General features: G+C 29.4%; 13 protein-coding genes and 1 pseudogene. 3 read left to right on the top strand and 11 right to left on the bottom strand.

What is annotated here, in order from left to right:
• Positions 1-98: 98 nt before the first annotated feature.
• Complete coding sequence (locus ACMC9J_RS08245; RefSeq protein WP_427003217.1) at positions 99-1,631, bottom strand: IS1182 family transposase; 1,533 nt, start codon at positions 1,629-1,631, stop codon at positions 99-101.
• 60 nt (positions 1,632-1,691) lie between these two features.
• Here ACMC9J_RS08245 and ACMC9J_RS08240 point away from each other — a divergent pair, with 60 nt between their 5' ends.
• Entirely contained in the window at positions 1,692-2,108 is a 417-nt protein-coding gene (locus ACMC9J_RS08240) for a helix-turn-helix domain-containing protein (RefSeq protein ID WP_177812763.1), read from the top strand.
• A gap of 157 nt (positions 2,109-2,265) precedes the next feature.
• On the opposite strand, the gene ACMC9J_RS08235 is transcribed toward ACMC9J_RS08240, so the two are convergent.
• The 5 genes from ACMC9J_RS08235 to endA form a co-directional block, all read right to left on the bottom strand.
• Complete coding sequence (locus ACMC9J_RS08235; RefSeq protein ID WP_004034256.1) at positions 2,266-2,463, bottom strand: histone family protein; 198 nt, start codon at positions 2,461-2,463, stop codon at positions 2,266-2,268.
• Between the two features lie 256 nt (positions 2,464-2,719).
• Positions 2,720-3,916, bottom strand: coding sequence for a threonine synthase (thrC, locus tag ACMC9J_RS08230; protein ID WP_427003216.1), 1,197 nt, complete (start codon positions 3,914-3,916; stop codon positions 2,720-2,722).
• 44 nt (positions 3,917-3,960) lie between these two features.
• The gene (locus tag ACMC9J_RS08225) at positions 3,961-4,620 is read right to left on the bottom strand and encodes a stage II sporulation protein M (protein ID WP_019264137.1); all 660 of its coding nucleotides are present in this window, start codon (positions 4,618-4,620) and stop codon (positions 3,961-3,963) included.
• On the bottom strand, positions 4,620-5,708 hold the full coding sequence (locus ACMC9J_RS08220; protein WP_427003215.1) for a tryptophan--tRNA ligase: 1,089 nt from the start codon (positions 5,706-5,708) through the stop codon (positions 4,620-4,622). The genes ACMC9J_RS08225 and ACMC9J_RS08220 overlap by 1 nt, the downstream gene beginning before the upstream one ends.
• 108 nt (positions 5,709-5,816) lie before the next feature.
• Complete coding sequence (gene endA, locus ACMC9J_RS08215; RefSeq protein ID WP_019264139.1) at positions 5,817-6,332, bottom strand: tRNA-intron lyase; 516 nt, start codon at positions 6,330-6,332, stop codon at positions 5,817-5,819.
• Between the two features lie 231 nt (positions 6,333-6,563).
• Between endA and ACMC9J_RS08210 the strand changes: the two are divergent.
• A pseudogene (locus ACMC9J_RS08210) lies at positions 6,564-7,771 on the top strand (ISNCY-like element ISM1 family transposase).
• Positions 7,772-7,813: 42 nt separating this feature from the next.
• Here ACMC9J_RS08210 and ACMC9J_RS08205 read toward each other — a convergent pair.
• From ACMC9J_RS08205 to thsA, 3 genes are all read right to left on the bottom strand, one after another.
• Positions 7,814-8,524, bottom strand: a complete 711-nt coding sequence (locus ACMC9J_RS08205; RefSeq protein ID WP_019264140.1) for a metal-dependent transcriptional regulator — start codon at positions 8,522-8,524, stop codon at positions 7,814-7,816.
• A 127-nt stretch (positions 8,525-8,651) separates the two neighbouring features.
• Positions 8,652-13,160, bottom strand: a complete 4,509-nt coding sequence (locus ACMC9J_RS08200; protein ID WP_427003214.1) for a pseudomurein-binding repeat-containing protein — start codon at positions 13,158-13,160, stop codon at positions 8,652-8,654.
• Between the two features lie 408 nt (positions 13,161-13,568).
• Positions 13,569-15,224: a thermosome subunit alpha gene (gene thsA, locus ACMC9J_RS08195; protein WP_019264142.1), complete on the bottom strand. Its 1,656-nt coding sequence runs from the start codon at positions 15,222-15,224 to the stop codon at positions 13,569-13,571.
• Between the two features lie 188 nt (positions 15,225-15,412).
• Here thsA and ACMC9J_RS08190 point away from each other — a divergent pair, with 188 nt between their 5' ends.
• A complete protein-coding gene (locus ACMC9J_RS08190; protein WP_427003213.1) occupies positions 15,413-16,423 on the top strand; it encodes an adhesin in 1,011 nt (336 codons plus the stop codon).
• An 88-nt stretch (positions 16,424-16,511) separates the two neighbouring features.
• Here ACMC9J_RS08190 and ACMC9J_RS08185 read toward each other — a convergent pair whose 3' ends face one another.
• Positions 16,512-17,735: an FprA family A-type flavoprotein gene (locus ACMC9J_RS08185; RefSeq protein WP_427003212.1), complete on the bottom strand. Its 1,224-nt coding sequence runs from the start codon at positions 17,733-17,735 to the stop codon at positions 16,512-16,514.
• 110 nt (positions 17,736-17,845) lie between these two features.
• Positions 17,846-23,506 carry an Ig-like domain repeat protein gene (locus ACMC9J_RS08180; RefSeq protein ID WP_427003211.1) on the bottom strand — a complete coding sequence of 1,887 codons (5,661 nt, stop codon included), beginning with the start codon at positions 23,504-23,506 and terminating at the stop codon, positions 17,846-17,848.
• Positions 23,507-23,571 lie beyond the last annotated feature (65 nt).

Here is a 23,571-nt window from a genome sequence, read left to right as displayed (position 1 = left end):
TGTTATTTTTGTATTGGTAAAATAAGTTTATATCAATTGTTATATTTTTATTTGATAGTTGTTTTAGGGTTATTTTTATCCATTGATTATGTTTTTTTTTAATTTTCGGTTATTTTGTTGAATATTTTTTTGAGGTTTATTGCTATTATGAGTAGTGTTAGTTCTGTTTTGACGTTTTGTAGTCCGTATGAGTTTGTTTGTCTGTATTCTAGGTTTTTTATTAGGTTTCCAAAGACTATTTCTATTGTGCTTCTTTTTTTGTAGGTTTCTTTTTCTTTTGGATCTTCGAATTTAATGGCCATGTTTTTTCTTGATTCTGTTCCATATTCGGTTATTGTTTTGTATTGGTTGTATCCTGCACATTTTGTTTGATTGTGACAGTATTTGCATTCTGTTGTGTAATATAATTTTTTAGTTGTGCCATTAGAGAAGTATTCTTTTTGAAATGGGAGTATTTTGTTATTTGGGCATATATAAGTGTCTTCTTCTGCTTTGTATGTGAAGTTTACTTTTCCAAATGGTTTATTTTCTTTGTTTTTTGATTTTACTTTCATTGATTGTGTTCTATTTGGTATTATTGCTGTTAGATTGTGGTTTTCCATGTAATCAAGTGCATATTCTGAGTAATATCCATTATCTGCTAGTATTACTGTGTTTTTGAGTGTGATGTTTAAATTTTTTTGAACATTGTTTATTTCAGGTATTAATGAGTTTAAATCTATGGGGTCTCGTATTAAGTTTATATCTATTATTATTCCTGTTTTTGTGTCATTTACTGATTGTATGTTGTAATTGAAGTCCGTTCCTCCTTTTTTATTTAGCATCCAAAGTGCTTCTTTGTCTGTTGTGCTTATGCTTCTTTGTTTGCTTTTAGTTAAAATTTGCTCCATTTCATCTAATTCGATTATTGCATGTGTGTAATGATTTATTGATTTTATTGCTTTTGTAAAATAGTTTATACAGCCTTTTCGTACTTTCTTTTTTTGTTTTGAGTTGTTTTTGTTTATTTCTTTTTTAGTTTCAATTAAATATTTTTGTGCTTCTTTTATTAATTTGTCTTTTCTTGAAATAGTGTGTGATTTTTCGATTTGATTGGTGAATTGTTGTGTTTTTTCTTGTTTAAAGATATATTGGAGGAAATAGATGTCTTCCATTTTTAATATTTTTGATTTTGATGCATTTGCCCGTATTTTACTTCCATCAATTGCAATAGTTGATAAATCTAAGAATTGATAATATTGGGCGAATTTAACGCAGTCAACAAATAAATCACTTATGATTTGATGTGATTTTCTTTTGAAATCATTTATCAAATGATAAGATGGTGTTTCATAGTTCATTAGCTTTTGATATCTTGTATCAAATAATAATTTCGTGTTTATTTTTCTTCCACTTGTTATGCCTTCGCTTGATGCCAAAATAAGCACTTTACAAAGTGAAATTTCACTATATCTTGGTCGGCCAATTTTATTGGTTCGTTTTTCAATATCATGATTGTTGAAAAACCAGTTTACAAAGTAATCAATGAAAAATACAAATTTTTCATGCTTTGTTTTTATATCTTCAAAATCTAATAACTTTTTAAGTTCATTTAAATCCATTGAATTATTAATAATGTTATTTAAATACATTATATTAACCTATCTTTTTATACTAATATATTTATACTTCATACTATAAATATTAAACTAATGACAAACCAAGAACAAATACCCATTGAGAGAAAAATAACTCAAAAAGAACTTACACAAAAAATAAAAGATTTAGAAAAAGAATTAAAAGTATTAGAACGCTTAAAATTTATTAATTACAGATATCAAGGAAAAAGTGTAGATGAAGCAGTAGCCCTAATTGGTGTTACTAAACGAGTCGGATACATATGGCAAGAGCGATGGAACAAAGAAGGCATTGAAGGCTTAAAACCAAGATATAAAGGCGGAAAACAATCAAAAATATCTTCAGAACAATTAGAAGAACTAAAAAAATACTTAATAAAAAACAATATAACAAACACAAAAGAAATAAAACAAATAATAGAAGATGAATATCAAGTAAATTTTTCAGAAAAACACGTAAGAACATTAATACACAAAATGAATCTAAAATAAACAAAAAAATAAAAACAAAAGTATGTGAAAAATAAGATCAAATTACTTTCTTCCCACCCTCAAAATTAGAAAAAAAGTACAAAAATAAAACAATATAATAAAAAAGAAGATAGCAATTAAAAAATTACTATCTAAAACAGATACTTAATTAACAAATCTATTTGATAGCTAATTTAATATCTTCTGCTTTAACAGTTTTTCTACCTGCGTGACGTGCAAATCCAACAGCTTTTTGAGCGATTTCGTTTCCACATTCTTCGATAGCTTCGGTTAAAGCGATTTTTGCGTCATCACTGACTCTTTGAGCGCCAGCGTTTTTTAATATCCTGCCTACAGGAGCAATTGGTAATTCCATAATTAACACCTCATTTTTTTATATAGATAGTTTAAACTTTCCCATATATAAATATATTGGTATATTTTCCTTAAATTTACAAAATTTCAATATAATAAAGTGAACTATCCTATCTTTAAGGTGCTACTTACTGAAAAGTAAAATGTTTTTCAAAGAGTAATCAAAATAAAAAATCAGATAAAAATATGAAAATATAAAGTATTTATAAAAAAATTAAAAATAAAAAAAGAGAAAAAAGATTTAAATAGCTATAAATCTATTTATTCATTAAAATTTTTCTTAAAGTGTCAATATCTGCATCTACCTGTTTTGGTTTGGTACATGCATCAATTGCAGTATTCGGATCTTTAAGTAAGTGGCCAGTAACAACACAAGTTACTGTTTCTCCCTTATCTACAACACCTTCATCACATAATTTTTTAAGACCTGCAATTGAAGCTGCAGAAGCAGGTTCAACACCAATTCCCTCTTTTCTAGCTAATAATTTTTGAGCATCCAATATTTCTTCATCACTGACAGTTTCAGAATATCCGTCAGATTCATAAATAGCTCTCAAAGCTTTAATATCACTTACAGGAGCACCTATACGAATTGCAGTAGCTATTGTTTCCGGATTTTCTACTGGAACAACTCTGTCAGCATGTTTTTTAAATGCATTTGTAACTGGGCATGCACCTTCAGCTTGAATTCCAGTCATCATAGGTACACTATCTACAAAACCTGCTTCGTAAAACTCTTTAACACCTTTCCAGATAGCTGAAATGTTTCCTGCATTTCCAACAGGCAAAATAATTCTGTCTGGAGATTGCCAGCTTAAATCCCTTAATATTTCATATCCGATTGTTTTTTGACCTTCAAGTCTGTAAGGGTTAATTGAATTTAACAAGTAAAGATGTTTTTCTAATGCAAGAGCAGTCATAGCTTCAAGTGCTTCATCAAAGTTTCCGTTAATAGACATTACTTCAGCACCATGGAACATAGCCTGTGCTAATTTTCCTAAAGCTACTTTTCCAGAAGGTAAAAATACAATACAACGTAAACCTGCTCTAGCTGCATATGCTGCAAGAGATGCTGAAGTATTTCCAGTTGAAGCACATCCGACAGTGTGAACTCCCAATTCCATAGCTTTAGTCATACCAACAGTCATTCCCCTGTCTTTAAAACTTCCTGTCGGATTTGATCCTTCAACTTTAACATGTAAATTGATACCTAATTCATCACCTAATTTGTCACATTTGCAAAATGGAGTTCCTCCTTCGTTAAGGGAAACTATTTTAGATTCATCAACAGGTATACATTCTTTAAATTTCCATAAAGTATCTTTTCTGCCGTCAAAGATATCTTTAGAAACATCAAAATCACTAACAAGTTCGAGAACAGATCCACATTTTTCACAAGTGTAAATTATCTCATCATTATCATATTCTTCTCCGCATGAAACACATCTAATCATAAAAAATCACTACATATTATTTTAATAATCATCAATATAAAAATTTAACCAAAAATTGAAAGAATAAAATTTGCAATTGGTACAGTTAAATAAACTTCAATAACACCAGCTATTGCCATTAAAATAACCGCAGCACCAAGTAAAATCAATGACTGTTTTAATTTGTCATAATTTTTCTCCAGTGAGTATACTAATTTATCCTTAAATGTTAAATTATAAAATTTATCTTCCAATCTGATATAATCAAAATCAGGCTTTGCTATATTATACATCAGTCTGAATAAAAAATGGAACAGTACAAAGCCGGAAGCAGTAGCTATTATACATGAGGAAAATTCAAAAATCCCATGAGGTATAATGTATAACAAAACCTTAAAAAGATTTTGAGAATCAGCTATATAATAACCTACAAAAAAACCGTTGTATGCAAGAATAACTCCTGAAAAACAGAAGAATATTCCCAATAAAAACATTCTGAAAACAATTAAAATGTTATTTGTAAAAATTGTTTGAAATGTTAAAGTTATAACACCAGTTTTTACATCTTCAGTTAACTTATCTACAACCGGATCAAATATGCTCTGCAAATAAGGGTGCAATATATAACCTGCAATTAAAGTACCTAGTAAAAGGATAACTGAAATATAAATAGCTGTCTTATTTTCTAAAAAAGCTAATTTAATTTCATTTCTAATATTTAACATTATATCAGATTATTAGCTATTTCACGAGCTTCATCCTGTCTGTCATGAATTTCGTCAAACATTTCAACCATTAATTCGCTGGCTTTTGCTTTACAGTCTCCACAGCGTAAAGATCCGTCTAAACAGTCATGGCGTATTTTTTCAAGTTCATTATCATCATCTATTAAATGATATACAAACATTTCATAAATTACGCAGTTATCTACCTGACCGCCTAATTCCTGCTGTTCTTTTAAGCTTTCCCTACCACCGGTTTTAGCTGTTTTAACTTTTTTAGCTGCAGTTTTACTGTCTTCATTTAAATAAATTGCTGTAGAAGGTTTGCTGCTGCTCATTTTATCTCCACTTAAACCAGTCAGGAACCTGTGATAAGTGGAAGACGGAGGCAAAAATCCATATTCATCATTAAGTTTATGGGCAATATCCCTTGTTAGCCTTATATGAGGATCCTGATCTACCCCAACAGGAACTACAACCCTTTTAGGACCTCCAAATTCTTCAAGTTGAGGAAGTAAAATATCCGCTACCTGAACAAGAGGTGCCTGAATATGAGCAATATTTGTTGACTGGTTGAATCCATAAATAGCTTTTAATTCATTGAAATTAGTTTTTTTAGAAGCTTTAAAAGCTAAATCTCTAAGAGTATCGTTTTTAGATTGAAGATAAACATTAACATTATCTTCTTCCAAATCCAAACCTAATGCAATATAATTAGTTAAATATTCATTGACAGCTATGTCTCTTGCCTTTTCAAAACTCATGTCTCTGGCTGCATATGATTCCAAATCAGCTATTAAAATAGACAACATTGCACCTTTGTCCTGATACCATTTCAATTGATCAACAACCATTTTATGGCCAATATGCATTTGTCCACTTGGCATCATTCCGCCAACAACTGCAAAGTCTTCCTTTTTATTAATTAAATTATTGACCTTATCAAAGTCCCTATGTCCAAAAATTACTCCCCTTTTCATTAATCTGTGAGGATTTTCTACATCATTAATTAAGTCTGAAAATTTTTGAATTCCAAATTGATTAACTAACTTATCATAATCTACACTTGATGATGCCCATGGATCTATCAAATAAATCACCTTACTTCCAATAACTACATTAAATTAAATATATAATTAAAAATTATAATGGTAAATCTAATTACCTATAAAAATATAAATCATTTCTTTAATTAAAACTTATGGTCTTGTCCATTCAACATTATAGTATGTAATATCCAAATCATCATCTACAATAGCTAAAAGAAGTTTCTTATTAACACCATGAGAAACTCTAACATAACTTGAGAAATCCAGTGCATTAATCTCATAAGTTTCATAAATAATTTTAACCAAATAGTCAGAATGCCCTTTTCCAGGACCTCCTCCCCTATTATACAAACGGAAATCTGAACCATATTTAAATCCGGTTTTAATAACATAACCCCGGTCTTTTAAATCACGAAAAACAATGTATTTTCCATAAATCTCCTTATTTTTCAAAAGGTCAATAAAATAATCTAAACTACATTTAATTTCATCTTCATAAACATCTAAACGACCTTTTTCAAGTAAATAACAAGCTTCAATTAAAGAAAGATTCAAAGTATCTGCTTCAATTTTACCAAATAGACTTTTTTCATGTAAAGCTATCGGTCTTTTGCTACCTTCTTCAATTTTTATAGATACAATATCATTAGATAAATTTCCGCGCATTAAAACACCATCAAAAGAAAAAAATTATATTTAATGGAGTTATTTATGGTTACGATATTATATATATCTTTAGAAAAAGAGTCTGTAAAATTTTATAGGCTTATTTGTTTTTTAATTTTTTACAGTTGAACTTTCATTTTGATGAAATTTCATTCTAATTTTTCTTTAATTTTAATATAAATGATTTAAAAATAGTAAAATACTTTAATAAGTGAGGACAAATAATATTTTATGACCAAACAAAACAAATCTGCCCTCAATAGTAATATAGACTTCATACAACTTAAACTTTATGATTTTTTTGATGAAAAAATTGATCAAGAAAAAATCATTTCAAAAAGATTGAATAAAACACCTAATTTTGAAAATACTAATCATAAACTATTTTTAGATGAAAATAATACTTTTAAATATGATAATCCCATTTGTCCAGTTTGTGGAAGCCACAAAATAATCAAAAAAGGCACAATAAAGAAAAACAAACAAAATACTAATGGAAAAACAACAGAATTCAAAGAACAGCAATATCAATGCAAAAAATGTGGAAAAAAATTCGGAATATACAATAATCCATTAATTGGTGAAAATAAACAATTTTTACAAGAAATAATGGATAAAATTCCAGGAATAATGAAAATAGGGTACCAATCACTTCGTAAAATAAGTAAATACTTTGAAATATTCCTTGGAATCAGAATATCTCATCAAACAATCAAGAACTGGTCTGACAAAAATCACGAAGAAAGCATCAGCAATGAAAAATTTGAATATTCTGGCTATTATTTATATGATGAGCAATTTTTAAGACTTAATGGGACTAGACACTACAGATTAACTTTATTTGATGCAATACTCAATATTCCAGTCACAGAACTAATAGTACGTCGCAGAATACCAAAAAACACGAAAAAATTTATCTTAGAATCAACAGAAAATAAACCATTCATTTGCCTAACAACCGATTTATTCCCAATGTATCGTAATGTAGCAGATGAAATAGGAGTAAAACATCAATTGTGCATATTTCATCTGTTTCAAACAATAAACCATAAAATTAAAAGTATATTGTAGAAGAAACAAGATTAATGGAAAACAAAGAGACCATATTTTACGAAAATGCACAAGAATTAAAAAACTGTTTCAGACAAAACTCAAAAAAAGAAGCAATAGAACAATTTAAACAATATTTACAAAAATATACAGCCATGCCAGTTGTTTTAAAAGATTTCATAAGAAAACACATCATAAATCACTTCCACAGATACGTAGAATATCTTGATGATGAAAATATAGAAAAAACATCAAATAAAGTCGAAAATTACTACAGACAAACCAATCCTGAAAAAATAAAGAAAATATACAAAACCAAAAATGGAATCCTGACATTTTTAGACTATCAAATGCAAAATTGGACTGAAAAACACATTAAAATCAAATAAGCCTATAAAATTTTACAGACTCTAGAAAAAAAGAAATAAGAGCTAAACTCTTATAAAAATATTATTTGCCATGTCCCTTGATAATTCAATGTTTTTATCACCAATAGACACTACGAAAACATCAGAATCATCATGATAATCATGATAATAAATATCTGACCCAACAGATATTCCTAAATCAGAAATTTTATCTAAAAGTTCAGAATTTCCACGAATAAAAGATACAATACCTTCCGTACTTGAATTTAATTCTGAAATAGATAATAAATTAAATTTCCTGTTTATAACTTGATCAAAATCCTTTACTGAGAAACACTGACTGCAGTTACTGAATTCCAAATCGCAGGCCGGGATAATACTCTCACTAGGACCTAAATCTGGATGATGTAACATTGTACAAAGTGCTCTTTCAGCTTCATCTGATAATGTATGTTCCATTTTACAAGCTTGTTCATGTACATTTTCTTGTTTAATATTTAAAACTTCAATTAAAAATTTTTCAAGAATCCTATGCTTCCTTGTTATTTTTTGAGCAATCTTCATCCCTTCATCAGTTAAAGAAGCTCCCTTATATGGAATGTAATTAACATAATTTAACTTTTCTAATTTTTTAAGCATTTGAGTTACACTACCAGGTGCAATCTCTAATTCCTTAGATAAAGTTGTAGTAGAGATTTGTTCTTTATTACTACCATTACGATAAAGAACTTCCAAATATTCTTCAATATTTTCACTAATTCCATCATTTGCCATAAGATTTCACCTAGATTAAACAATTATATATTGGAATTAAGAGTATAAAAAGTTTGGGATAGCCTAAATATAATATTAAAAAAAAATTTTAAAAATAAAAAAAGAAGTATTAACTCAAAAAATTGAGTTAATAAGGTAAAACATCATAAGTTCCTTTGTTAATGTAAGAATTAGTGTTCCAATTCTTAATTACGCCTAAAGAGTTTCTGGTACTTGTTGGATCAGCAACAACCCATTTTCCATCAATGTAAAATTGAACCCAGACATGACCAACATCCAATCCACTTGTAAATACACATTTACCTGTAGCAAATCTAGCAGTTAAACCAACAGATCTTGCCATTGCCACCAATAATTGTGCTTGGTCACAACAGTTTCCATAACCTTTAATTAAAGTACCTTCAGCACCATAAACTGTATCAAAATACATTTTATAGGCAATGTTATCTCTAACAAATTTAAATAAAGCATCTGCCTTATCCCATGTAGAGTCTATACCTCTGACCAAATCTTTTGCTTTATCAGCAACTTTTACTGAAGCTCCAGAATCCATAGTATTATTAATAAATACTGAATTAGGTAATGTTTTACTATTATCAGCATAATAAGCCAATATTCTTGAAAATGCATCTAATAATTCAGAATAGCTTATTTTACCGGCACTTGAAGATGCATAATTAGGAGCTTGTCCATTGTTAATGATAAACTGAGAAACTCTAGATGCAACATCCAAATATTCAGTTTTATTAAGGTTACTTGTTATTCTGTCACCACTTGGAGTAGACGGACTGGATGCTCCAACAACAGCAATATCTCCTAAATTACCACCATTAATATTCACAATAGCTTTACTCATCAAGTATAAGAATTGAGATAAAGTATACTGTTCATCATTTAAAATTACATAATCAGGCAATGCATTATTTGCTTGAATATGTGCTTTTAAAACCTTAGCCGCAGACAATATGGCATTTATAGATATATTATCCCCTACTTTACCTGAAGATTCTGGAATACTTTCAGTTAATCTAGTTAACACATTAGTAGAAGATGAAATTTTCTCCTTACCAGAAACACCACAGTAATCACAGTCACAGTATGCACAGGTAAGCTCTCCTTCTGCAGTACCTTTTGGATTAATTAATAAAGTTCCGTAATACCCGCATTGAGGACAATAATTTAACCAAACAGTAGTGTAGAACACACCAGGATTGTAAGATGTGCCTCCAGCACTTACTTTCATTGTAACTGTTAAGGAATAATTGTCCAATAAATTTGTAACAAAGACAAAGTTAGGAAATGCACTGTTAGAGTTATAATATGATAAAATCCTTGCATATGCATAAATTAATGATTCATATTTAATATCACCTAAAGTACTTGAAATATTACCTGGAGCTACACCATTTGCAGCAATATAATCAGCTAATGTTTTAGCTAATGATACAAATTCAGATTTTACTAACTGCTTATTGATTACATCACCAGAAGTTTTAGATGAAGCATTAACTAAAATAGCAGTAATTGCTTTGGAATCACTGTTGCCTATTTCTTCAGCAGCTTTAGTCATTAAGTATAAAAACTGAGGCATTGTATAATTAGAATTGCCAATAGTTATAAACTTTGGCAATACACCATTAGCTTCAATATATTTCTTTAAGGATGCGGAAGCCCCTACAATAGAACTTACAGATACAGAATCGCCATAAGATGGAGTAACATTATGAGTGTTTAATTTATTGAAATCAATAAAGTTACAAACACCCCATCTAAACATCATAACACCACTTGCACCACCATTATATGCTGCTTGAGCATCATTTGACAACTCTGAGGCTGACAACTTTGTAATATCATTATCAGAGACATATGTTTGTAAACCTACCCAAATTGTTGCTCCATTAGAATTTTCAACAAACCATTGAGTGATTGATGAAATCCAACTGGTTCCTGAATTATAATTTCCTTTATAAGCCATAGGAACTATAATATCCAAATACTTACTGATAACTGGAATATCCTGACCATATACATATGCATCATTTTTCTCAGGCATTACTGCTGCAGAAATTAAACAATTAGGATTAACACTACGTATAGCAGCTGTAGCTAATTTTACAAATTCAGTTATAGCTTCAGTTCCACCAGGATGTTTATATGCAGTACCAGGATATCTTAAATAATCAAAGTGAACACCAGCCACACCAGGAAGTGCAGCATATTTTTTAGCTTCAGCTATTCTCTCATTGAATAAAGCTGTGTTCATGGATCCGTCACTATTTAATGGAGAAAGCCATCCACCATCATAAAATACCTGCATCCATATATGAACTTTGATACCATAAGAATTAGCTTGCTTAATCCATGATAATACACTAGATTCTCCATATTTAGTGAATGCATAGAAATTTAAGAAAATATTGCCTGTTCCAGAAGCTGCTAGACTAGTTAAGTCTACATTATACATATTAACTCCTTGAACCCAGTATCCGTTTCCATTATTAATGTATTTAGTTATTACAATTGAACTAGTGCCTTCACAGCCTAAATATTCATTATTGCCTGCAAATTTATATGATATTTCATATGTACCTACAGTTCCTAATTTTATATTTAAACTAGCAATTCCTTTAGCATCAGTTGTTTTGGTATAATTTACACTATTAATTGTAAATATAACCTTTTCATTTGATATTGGATTGCCATCACCATTTTTAAGTAAAACTTTAAATTCATCATTTGAATTTTGAGTAAATACAGTACCACTATTAACAGTAAATGATGAATCTTTTCTATCTACAACAATACAATATGCCTCACCATTACTTGGAGCTAATTTAGAATCTCCTTTAAATAAATAAGTAATATAATAAGTACCTGTATTTAAACTAATAGTTAAACTAGCAATACCATTGTTATCAGTAGTTCTAGTATAATTTACACCATTTATATTAATAATTACATTTCTATTAACTATAGGAACTCCGCCTGCAGTCAATAAAACATTGAACTTTTGACCTGCATTTTTACCTACAGTAATATCATCACCATGAATAACTGTTTTATTAGTATCTATTAAAGATACAATAGTTGATCCAGTGACTTTTTTGTAACCGGTATCATTCAATGTATATGATATGCTGTATACTTTAACATCTAATCTAAGATTTATACTAGCAACACCATTTTTATCAGTTACCCTTAAATAATTAACTCCATTTATATTAAAGTAGACATTTTTATTAATTACTAAATTACCATCGTCATCTTTTACTAAAACTGAAAATGCATCACCTTTTAATACTACATTATCTTCAGGTGTGAAAACTACATCTTTACCTTCATAAACAGAAATAGTGCTTGATGTACTAGACGCTAAATACCCACCATTTTTATTAAAGTTATAAGTTGCAGTATAATTACCCGGAGTAGCTAAGTTAATATTGTATTTAGCTATACCTTTACTATCAGTAGTGCTTGTATATGTAACACCACCAACATTAAGACTGACACTTTGATTACTTACAGTATGATTAAACTGATCATATAATGTAATACTTACAACTTTATTATCATCAGCTATAAAATCATAGTGTTGTGTTTTAATAATAGTGTTAACAGAATCAACAACAGTAATAGTGTAACCTACATCATATCCATCAAGTGGATGGTATGCAGTTAAGATGTATGTTTTAGGATATAACTTAATATTAAGTTTAGCTACACCTTTGTCATTAGTATCACGATGATAAAGTACACCATTAATATTGAAAGCAACACTTGTATTAACTAAAGGAGTACCATCACCATGTAAGAAAGTAGCATAAAATTGATTTTCATCTAAATATAATTTATTTAAATCATCAGCTACAACAGTAGGCAATACTTTAACAGTATTTGCACATTCATAACCATCATTAGGATTATATGCAGTTAATATATAAGTGTTAGGACGAAGTTGAATACCAAGACGAGCTACACCTTTATCATTAGTATCACGAGTATAAAATACACCATTAATATTAAATTTAACAGTAGTATTAACTAAAGGATTGCCATAACCATCTAAAAAAGTAGCATAATATTGAGTTCCATTTCTATAGAACTTTGTAATATCATCACCATTTATAGTTGGAATTACTTTAATAAGTGAAGTAGTACTAGCTGGAGCATATTCGCTTGTTCCTTTGTAATTCACAGTAACATTATACAAACCAGAGTATAAATTTACACCCATAGAAGCTAAACCACTTTCATTAGTGACTTTATTATAAGTAACACCATTAATTACAATACTTATAGATTGATTAGCTAATCCAATTCCGTTTTCATCAGTTAAATTAATCATGAACCTAGTACCATTCTTATAATACATTTCTATACTAGGAGCATCTAAATTAACAGCTTTTTGTTGGTTGCTCTCTCCAATTACATTATTGCTATTTTCTTCAATAACATTACTATAAGAAACAACATTATTATTTGATTCATTAACAGATATAGAATCATCAGGAGCTGTTAATACTGTAGAATTTGAGTCAACAGTATTTACATCCATTGCAGAGATTGCACTAACTGACAAAAATACAGTTAGAATCACCAGTGCAAAGATTATTACACGTTTTTTCAAAATCATTTACCTCCATTATAAATTTAATTTAACTATAAATTAAAAAATTATTTTCAGTACTTAATTATATTAAGAATATTGTATATAAATCTATTTATTTAATAAAACTGCTTAAATAGTTCTAATTTAAAAAATTAAGTATTAAAACCCCAGAATATTAAGAAATTAATAAAAATTATATTGATTTAAAGGATAATAAGTTAAAATTACAACAAGTAATCTTTTAAGTTTTATAAGATTATGAAATTATAAAAGATTATGAAAATTTCATTTAAATTAAAATAAAATGACAAACAATTTATAAAAAATAAAAAAACTAATTTGAATTGAATTATATAAAAAAACAAACCAAAAAATTTAGTAAATTGAAAAATAAGCAAGAAAAATAGAAAATAAAAAAAGATGTAAATAATTTTACATCATAGGTGGCATACCACCCATACCTCCAGGCATACCACCCATTGGAGGCATTCCGCTAGCATCATTTCCAGATTCATCAGGACCTGGAGAGTTTAATGCATTTTTAGCTGCAATCATATCATCAATACGTAATATCATTTCAGCAGCTTCACTAGCAGCTTTAATAGCTTGTGTTTTAATCCTAAGTGGTTCAATAACACCAGCTTCTTCCATGTCAACAAGTTTACCGGTAAATACATTAATACCAGTAGTTGAAGAGTTTTCATGAGCAGCTTTTAATTCTGCAATTAAATTAATAGTATCTAAACCAGCATTTTCAATTAAAGTCCTTGGAATAACTTCAACTGCATTTGCATAAGCTAAAATAGCTAATTGTTCTCTTCCACTTACAGATTCACCATATGCTCTTAATCCTTTTACTAAATCAATTTCACAAGCTCCTCCACCAATGAGAACTTTACCGTCTTCAATAGTAGCTGCTACAACACCTAAAGCATCATCTAATGCTCTGCTAATTTGTTCAGTTACATAACGGGTACTTCCTCTAAGTACAATTGAAGATGCTTTTGGATTTTCACATTCTTCAATGAAAGTTAATTTGTGGTCGAATATTTTATCAACATATACATGACCTGCAGAACCTAATTTGTCAGCAGTTAAATCTTCAATATCAGTTACATACTGAGCACCGGTAGCTTTGTTGATTCTTTCCATATCGGATTTTTTAACTCTTTTATAAGCCATGATTCCTGCTTTGTTTAAGTAGTGTTGTGCCATATCGTCAATACCTTTTTGACAGAATAAGACATTTGCTCCAGATGCAACAACTTTATCTACTAAATCTTTAATCATTTCTTCTTCATTGTTTAAGAAAGCTTCAAATTGTGCAGGGTCTGTAATATCAATTTTAGCATCAGTGTTGATTTCTTTTAATTCAATAGGATATTTAATTAAAGCAATTTTAGCATCTTCAACATCAGTAGGCATGTTTTTAGATACTGGATCTTTATCCATAACAATACCTTCAGCTAAAAATGAATCTTCAACTGAATCTCCGGAAATTCTTTGGATATTGATGTTGTCAATATCGATTTCACCATCTTCAGCTATTCTTAAAGCTGCATCTACTACTAAATCAGCTAATTTATCTTTAGCATAATCTGATCCTTTACCGGTCATAGCAGTCATAGCTACTTTTTTAAGAGTTTCCCTATCATCAGCATCCATAGCTACATTGTTTAAAATTTCAATAGCTTTAGCTGCTGCATTTCTGTAACCTTTTACAATAACAGAAGTTGCAATTCCATCTTCTAATAATTCTTGAGCTTTAACTAATAATTCACCAGCTATTACAACAACGGAAGTGGTTCCGTCTCCAACAATGTCTTCTTGTTTTTTAGCTGTTTCTACAAGCATTCTAGCAGCAGGTTGAGTGATATCCATTTCTCTCATTATAGTTGCACCATCATTAGTAACAATAACATCACCTAATGAATCAGTTAACATTTTGTCCATTCCTTTAGGACCTAAAGTAGTTCTTACAATATCTTTTAAAACTTTAGCTGCTGTAATATTCATTCTTAAAGCATCTCTTTTAGAATACCTTTCAGTACCTTCAGGAAGAATGAATATTGGTTGATTTGCCATCATATCACCTTAATTAATAAATTTCTATAAAAAAACAATATAAAATCAAAAAGTTTTATATATTAATAATGAGTTTGAGGTTATATAAAAACTTTAGCATATTCAAAATTACATAACATATATATAATATAAAATGTAACATATACATTACATAATGCAAAAATTAATTTACATTAAAAAATGTGATTATTATGAAACTTAAGAAAATAGTTTTAATATTGCTATTAACATTAGCACTATTTTCCATTTCAAGTGTAAGTGCACAAAATATTGATGTTAATACTACAAACGATATTAATCCATTAAATGAAGTTTTAATAGATGAATCAATAGCCCCATCTAATGAACTTAGAAATAAATCATCTATAATCTCAAATAACTTAGAGAAATATTATAAAAATGATAAAGGATTCTGTGCTACATTTTATAATGAAAATGGAACTCCACTAACTAATAAAAATATAACTTTTAGTGTTAATGGAGTAAGCTATATTAAAACAACTGACAATAAGGGTACTGCCAAATTAAATATTAATTTAGAATCAGGTAACTATACAATAATATCATACAATCCAACCACCAATGAAACAATAACTAATAATATAACTGTTCTATCAAGTATTAACGGTAGCGACCTTACAAAATACTTTAAAAATGCAACACAATACTCAGTTACATTGTATGATAAAACTGGAAAAGCTTTAGTTAATAAAACCGTGCGTTTCAATATAAATGGAATATTCTCCGAACGTAAAACCAATGAAAAAGGAGTAGCTCAGTTAAATATTAACCTAGATCCTGGAAACTATATTGTAACGGTTTACAACCTGGTTACAGGTGAAGAAAAATCCAATAACATTAATGTAGTGTCAAGAATACAACTGCTAGATTTAAATAATGCATCAAATGTAATACTGCCTGGGGGATATGTTATACCTGTAATGTCTATTGGTAATGGAAAGGCTTATGCTCAATGCAGAGCAACAACTCTTGACGAAAAAGGAAACCCCTTAGCTAATCAACTAGTAACATTTAATATAAATGGAATCATTTATAAAGGCACTACTAAGAAATTTGGTATAATCGATGCCATCATATATATTAATGCAGATTGGGGAACTACATACCATATATGTACTGCAACATTCGGAGAATCATTTGTTTCCCAAACTGTTATAGTTAAACGTTTTATTATTGGTTAACTATAAAATAAAATTAAATTTTGAAAGTTTATAAAAACTTTCATTCTTATTTTTTTAAAAAAAAAGTATAAAGACAAATAAAAAAAAATTATTCATCTTTTAAAGATTGGGCTAATTTTTTACCTAAATCATAACATTGATCTAAAACATCATCATCAGGTATGAAAATAGTGTCAAATTGATCAACAACATCAAAACCTGCAGCTTCCAATTCAGCACTCATTTTTTTATTAGCTCCTCCACCCCATCCTTTAGAACCGAACACTACTGCTTTTTTGGTGTATCCTGTTGCTTTAAAGTTAAGAGCATCCAAATAATAAATAATGTCTCCAACACTTGGATACGGTTTGTTCATAATAGTAGGTGCACCTAAACAGATTGCTTTACTGTCTAAAACATCAGTTACAACATCACTTCTGTCATCTTCATGGAGGAAGTACATTTTAACTTCAAATCCTTCAGACATAATACCCTCTGCAATAGATTTAGCCATTTTTTGGGTTGAATGGTGCATAGTGTCATAAATTAAAGTTACCTTATCCTTACATACACCGTTGGCCCATTCATTATATTTATTAATAATTAATGAAGGGTCTTTAAAGATTTGACCATGAGAAGGCGCAATCATTTTAACTTTACTGACTAAATCCAGGTCAGTTAATTCTTTCATCTTATTATTATACATTAAAGAAGAATTAACAACTAAATTAGCATAAAATTTTTGTGCATTTTTAATTAGGATTGATTCTTCTACCTCATCACTAAACCTTTCACTAAGACATATATGTTGACCAAATGCATCGTTAGAGAATAATATTCCATCTTCAACTAATAATGTAAACATGCTGTCCGGCCAGTGAAGCATTGGTGCATTTACAAATGCTAAAGTTTTTCCACCTAAATCTAAGCTATCTCCAGTTCCTACAACATTGAAATCATAGTCTTTTAAAGATGGTAAATGATTTTTTAATCCATTTACAGCCATCTGTGAACAATAAACTTCAACATCAGGGAATTTTTTAACAAATTCCGGAAGTGAACCACTATGATCATTTTCAATGTGGTTTTGAATAATTACATCTATTTTAAAGTCTCTTCCTTCTTGCTGGAATGCATCTTTTACTCTGCCCCATAACTGTGCAGAGGTTCCAGGATATACGTTATCAATTAAAGCTACTTTATCTTCACCAAATACTAAATAACAGTTGTATGTAGTTCCATCTAAACTGTAACCGTGATAATCTCTTAAATCCCAGTCTAATACACCGACCCAATATACTCCATCAGTAATTTTAGTAGCATCTGCTTTCATAAAAAATCACCTAAATATAATTTTATCAAATAGTAATTTGTTCGCTATTATATTAATAATTATTGTGGAAGCCTAAAAAAAGAAGTGAATAAAGTAAAAATTTATTCACTTTAAGCAATTGTAATATTGTTTCCAACTTGGTATTCGTTCCAGATAGATGTGATGATATATTTACCTGGGTTTAATCGAATATTCAAGTTAGCTATACCTTTTTCATCAGTTGTTTTATGGTAAAAGACACCATTTACGTTAAATGATACATTTTGGTTAGCTAATGGCTTGCCTTGACCGTCTAATGTTTGTGCAGTGAAGTTGCTGCCGTCTAAGTATTTCATATCAAGATCTTTGGTAATTAAAGTTGGCAATACTGTAATGTTGTTAGATACCCAGCAGCCTTCATATTCAGCAGTTACAATGTAAGTGCCCGGACGTAACTTAATACCTAAACTGACAATACCATTATCATCAGATACCCTGTGATAGAATACTCCGTTGATGTTGAAGGTTACTTCCTGACCAGCTGCAACTTTACCGTCTTTACCAATAACCTTAAGAGTATAGCTGGATTCATTTAAGTAATATTTAACCAGATTATGATTATCTACAAGTAAAGATTTGACAGTGACTTTATTTGAGTTTTCCTCACCAGTAACAAGATTATAGTTGGTTATGATATATTCTTTAGGAAGCAATTGGATGTTTAAAGTAGCTATACCTTTATCATTAGTAGATTTAGTATAGAAAACACCGTTAATGTTAAATTTAACAGTAGTATTTGCTAAAGGATTACCATTACTGTCCAGGAATAAAGCAGAGTACTGAGTTCCATTTCTAAACATTTTAACAATATCATTACCAATAACCGTAGATTTGACAGTTACACTACTATTAACAGTCATTGGATTATAAAGACCAGTTCCATTAAATTTAACTGTAATGTTGTATTTACCTGGAACTAAATTAATGCTCATAAATGCACTACCATTTTTATCAGTGTATTTAACATAGTCTTTACCGTTGATTGTGAAAATAACAGTTCCATTAACAATAGCTTTACCTAAACAATCTGTTAAAACAGCTTCAAGTTTTTCAGATCCGCCAAAGTATTTTTCCAAATCAGCAACAGTCAGATTAACAATAGGACTGAATGTTTCATTGAATTTAACAGTAACATTTGATGAATCATAGTTTTTATCACCATTGTAAGTAACATTAATTATATGTTCACCAGCAGTTAAATTAGATACAGTGATATTAGCCTTAGCATTTACTAAATCCACAATATATTCTTTACCGTCTACATTAACAGTTACATTACCGGTAACTTCTTTAGGGTCAACGATAACTGAAATAACATTATCCCTTGGATCATCACCTTTATTAACAGTTACATTAACAGAAGTTTTAGGAGTAAATGTTATATTGAGTTTAGCTACTGTAGAAGAAGGATAATAATTATTATCTCCATTATAAGTTACATTAACATTATATTCTCCAACAGGTAAATCAGAAATAGTAATATTTCCTTTACCATTTACTAAATCAATTACATAATCTTTACCTGCAATATTAAATGTTACATTTCCAGTAGCATTATTTGGACTTACAACAACAGAAATAACAGTGTCTCTAAGACTGTCTCCACCAGTAACAGTAACATTAACTGAACTTGTATCTAAATTAGTACAATTAAATTTAATTACTTCATTATCAATAGAAGCAATGACTACAAATTGTTTAATGGTTTTTGCTGTAAATTCAGAATCAAATACACCATTTACAAATTTACCTTCATCAATACTAAATGATCCGCCAGTTGCATTTAATTTAACTAATCTTGCTGGAATATTTGAAATATTAGTTTGATTTTTAGTTCCATTCCAGTACATATTAATGATTAAATCATATGTAGCGATTCCAGATTCTTCAAGAGTTCCGTTTAAAACTGCATAAACTTTAGGAATGCTTACATTAGTATCAGACAATATTTTATCCCAGTCAGGATTGCTGGTTCCCCACCAATTGTTTTCAATTGAAACATAGTTTACAGATTTAGCATCAACATAAATATCCGGAATACTTACTGGAATACTATTTACAAATGAATTGTAATTGATGTTTGCATTACCAATAACATAAATTTCATTACCGTCTGCAGATGCAGAGTTGTTTACAAATTCAGAGTATAAAACATCTAATGAATAAGCATTAAATCCTTTAGTAGAATAAATTGCACCACCATAAGCAGCACTATTATCTTTATAAGTGTTGTTTAAGAAGTTTGCATAACCGTAAGTTTGGTAATTTACAATAGCTCCACCATAACTTGCTATATTTCTTTCAAAGCAGCTGTTAGATATATTAAGTGAATTATGATAATTGTTAACTGCACCACCATTAACAGCACTGTTAGCTATAAATGTACAATTGTCAATTATACTATTTACAAATCCTGCATAAATAGCTCCACCATCAACAGCTGTGTTTTTGTAGAATATAGAGTTATAAACTGCAATAATACCTTCAACACAAATAGCTCCACCCCTATTATTTGATCCACCAGCACTAATAATAGAACCTGCATCATTATTACTAAATAAACAATTATTAATCATAGTTGATATATCAGAACCAAATGATGACCTTCCAAAGTGTAGAGCTCCACCAGATGCTCCTGCATAATTACCAGTGAAGTTACAGTTAGTTATATTGAATTTAGCACCATAAGATTTAATAGCTCCACCCCAATAGAATGCAGAGTTATTAACAAAGTTGGAATTTTCTATTAAAGATTCAATAGTTGATCTTATGTATATTGCTCCTCCAGTTCCTCCAGCAATCATTTTTGGATTTTTTGTTGGAGCTTTATTAGCTATAAATTCAGTATTATTTACAATTAATTTAAGGTAGTTTCCTGCATAGATAGCACCACCTCCATCATTAACTGTAGTAGCCACATTATTTTCAAATTTAGTATTGTTAATATCAAGAATAGCTACCACATCAGAATCTGCAGCTGCATAGATAGCTCCACCTTCATATCCAGTGTTATTTACAAAGTAAGAATCACTAACTGTTAACTGACCGTTATAGTTAAAGATAGCTGCTCCACCATAATTAAAATCATGATCAGGATCTCCTACAACTGTATTATTTATGAAAGTACAATTATAAACAGATAATATTCCGTGGTTGTAAACAGCTCCACCATGTCCCTGATTATATGCATTAATAAATGTTAAGTTATATAAACCAACGACAATTCCTCTTTGTGGAATACGTAAAATATTATTTATATATTCTTTTCCTATTTGATACACAATATAATTATCTTTATTTAATGAAGCATCAAGAATTACTTCTCCCTGACCTCTATTTTTAATAATAATGTTTTTATTGATTTCAACAGGTTCACTATATCTGTAAATACCTGGTAAACCTTCAATAACATCTCCGTCTTTTGCTGCACTAACAGCATCAGCTAATGTTTCATATCCGACATTACCAATAAACCATGAAGCACTATAAACATTTAAAATTCCGGTTTTAATAATTAAATTAGATCCGATTGAAGAAGTACCTGAAATAGTGTAGATTCCATTAGCAATATTAGTTATAGTGTAGTTAGCTATTCCATCAACAATACCTGCAGTTCCCAATACTTTACCATTAGCAGTAAATGTAATATTTCCACCAGTTATTGTGTTGTCTGCATCATCAGTAATTGCAGCTCCAATTACAATTGAATCATTGTTTTGAGCTCTTACAGTTTTATTATTTAAGAATACAACATTAACATTTGATACAATTGAACCGGATTTAATGTAAATATTAGCTACATTATTATTTTCCATAACATTATTAGCTAATGAAAGAGTAGAGTTTTCAATATAAATTCCAGAATCTTTGTTGTTTACAAATTTGGAACTGATTGCAGTTACACTACCTGCAGTTGATGAAATTGCTCTGTTATCATTGTCAAAATTAGACTGTTTAATAATTGAATTACCCGTATTTACAATAGCTCCATTGTTATTAATGAAATTAGCGTCTTCAACAGTTAATTTTTTATTGTTTAAAATAGCTACATTATTGCCGGAAAATAGTACATTTTCAATAGCCATATCACCATTATTAATAATTCCATTAACTGCATCCTTAATTGTTAAATTAAGAATGTTAACACTGACATCAGATGTAGTTATAAATGTTTTAGATTTAGCATCAACAATAGCCATTTTAGACTGACCAATGACAGTCACATTATCAGTTATATTTAAATTAGATGCAATGTAATTACCATCAAATAAGTAAATAGTTTTGCCTCCACCATATTCATGGTTTTTAGCTATAGCTGCATCTAAAGTTTTAAGTGGGCTGTCTTTAGTACCTCTATTTGAATCATCACCATTTGGTGAAACATAGATAATATTAATTTCTTTACTTAAAACATTGAATTCTAAAGTTCCTACTTGTTCAGGAGCATTTATGTAAATTATCTCTTTACCGGTTACCGGTGAAGTGTAATTAACACTAGCTATTCCATTTTCACAAATAACAGTTGTCGGATTAACAACACCAATAGTAGGTTTTAAAGTTACAGTTAAAGCAGGCATAGCCTCCTTAAGAACATAAACACCAGTACCATCAGTATACTTAGTAAAATCAATATTCAACTTAACACTCTCACCAGCAATAATCTCACCAACTTCAGGAGTTACACCTAAAACAGTCCAATAAGCAAGATTCATATTACCGGAAGTAAAATTTACAGGATTAACATTAGTTCCAAAGTAATTATAATTAGCATCAACTGTAATAGTCTTAATATTAGATTCAATTACCGGAATAGTTGTATTATAACCTTCAAATATACAGTAATTTATATTTGCTTTTGTGACTGAAGATGCAACCATAATTGCTGAACCTTTAGAAGCAACATTATTAATAAATACTGATTTTGTTACATTTAAAATTCCACCATTTGATCTGATAGCACCACCCCAATTAGCTACATTACTACTTGCAACATTATTAACAAATACAGAATTTAATACTAAAAGATTTCCACCAGTATTTGTTACAGCACCATTCCAAGGAGCACTATTATTTACAAATACAGAATTATTAATAGTTAAATCATACCTAGTATTATAAATAGCTCCACCATAACCAAATTTATTCTCAACAGTATTGTTTACAAAGGTACAATTATTTACAAGTAAAGTTCCACCAGAAACAAATCCACCATTATTTTCAATACAAATAACACCACCATTATGCCTCTCTTCAGTAATTTTACCATTTACAAAATTAATATTCCTAAACTCAACATCAAGATTATTAACAGCAATTGTAAAAATACCCCCAGCCTTATTTCCATCAATTGTTACATCACCTAAACCTGTAATGTTTACATTTGATTTAATAATCAGATTGTTTTCTTTATATGTACCATTTGATATAAAAATTAAATTTTGGTTTCCATTAGCTTCATTTAAAGCTTTTCCAACAGTAGCATATGGACTGTCTGAAGATCCGCTGCCTTCAGTGTCACTACCTGCTGTAGAAACATAAATCGATTTATCTCCCGCATCACCAAGAGAACCTGAATCATCAATAGCCATTTGACTAGCATCAGATGACTGATTTAATGAAATAGTATTTGTATCAGTTAAATTATCACTTGCAAAAGATACAGGAATAACTAACATAGCAAATATTAAAGCCATTAAAATCAAAAGATTCTTGCTGATTTTTTTACTAGACAAGATTATTACCTCCATTTATTGTAAAACACACATCAAATAGATTAAAAATTTAATCAAAACTAATA

The sequence above is a fragment of the Methanobrevibacter intestini genome, from assembly GCF_047402955.1.
In the GTDB taxonomy this organism is placed as follows: Archaea; Methanobacteriota; Methanobacteria; order Methanobacteriales; family Methanobacteriaceae; genus Methanocatella; species Methanocatella intestini.
Note: the sequence above shows the minus strand (reverse complement) of the source record. Positions and strands in the feature narration are given on the sequence as shown.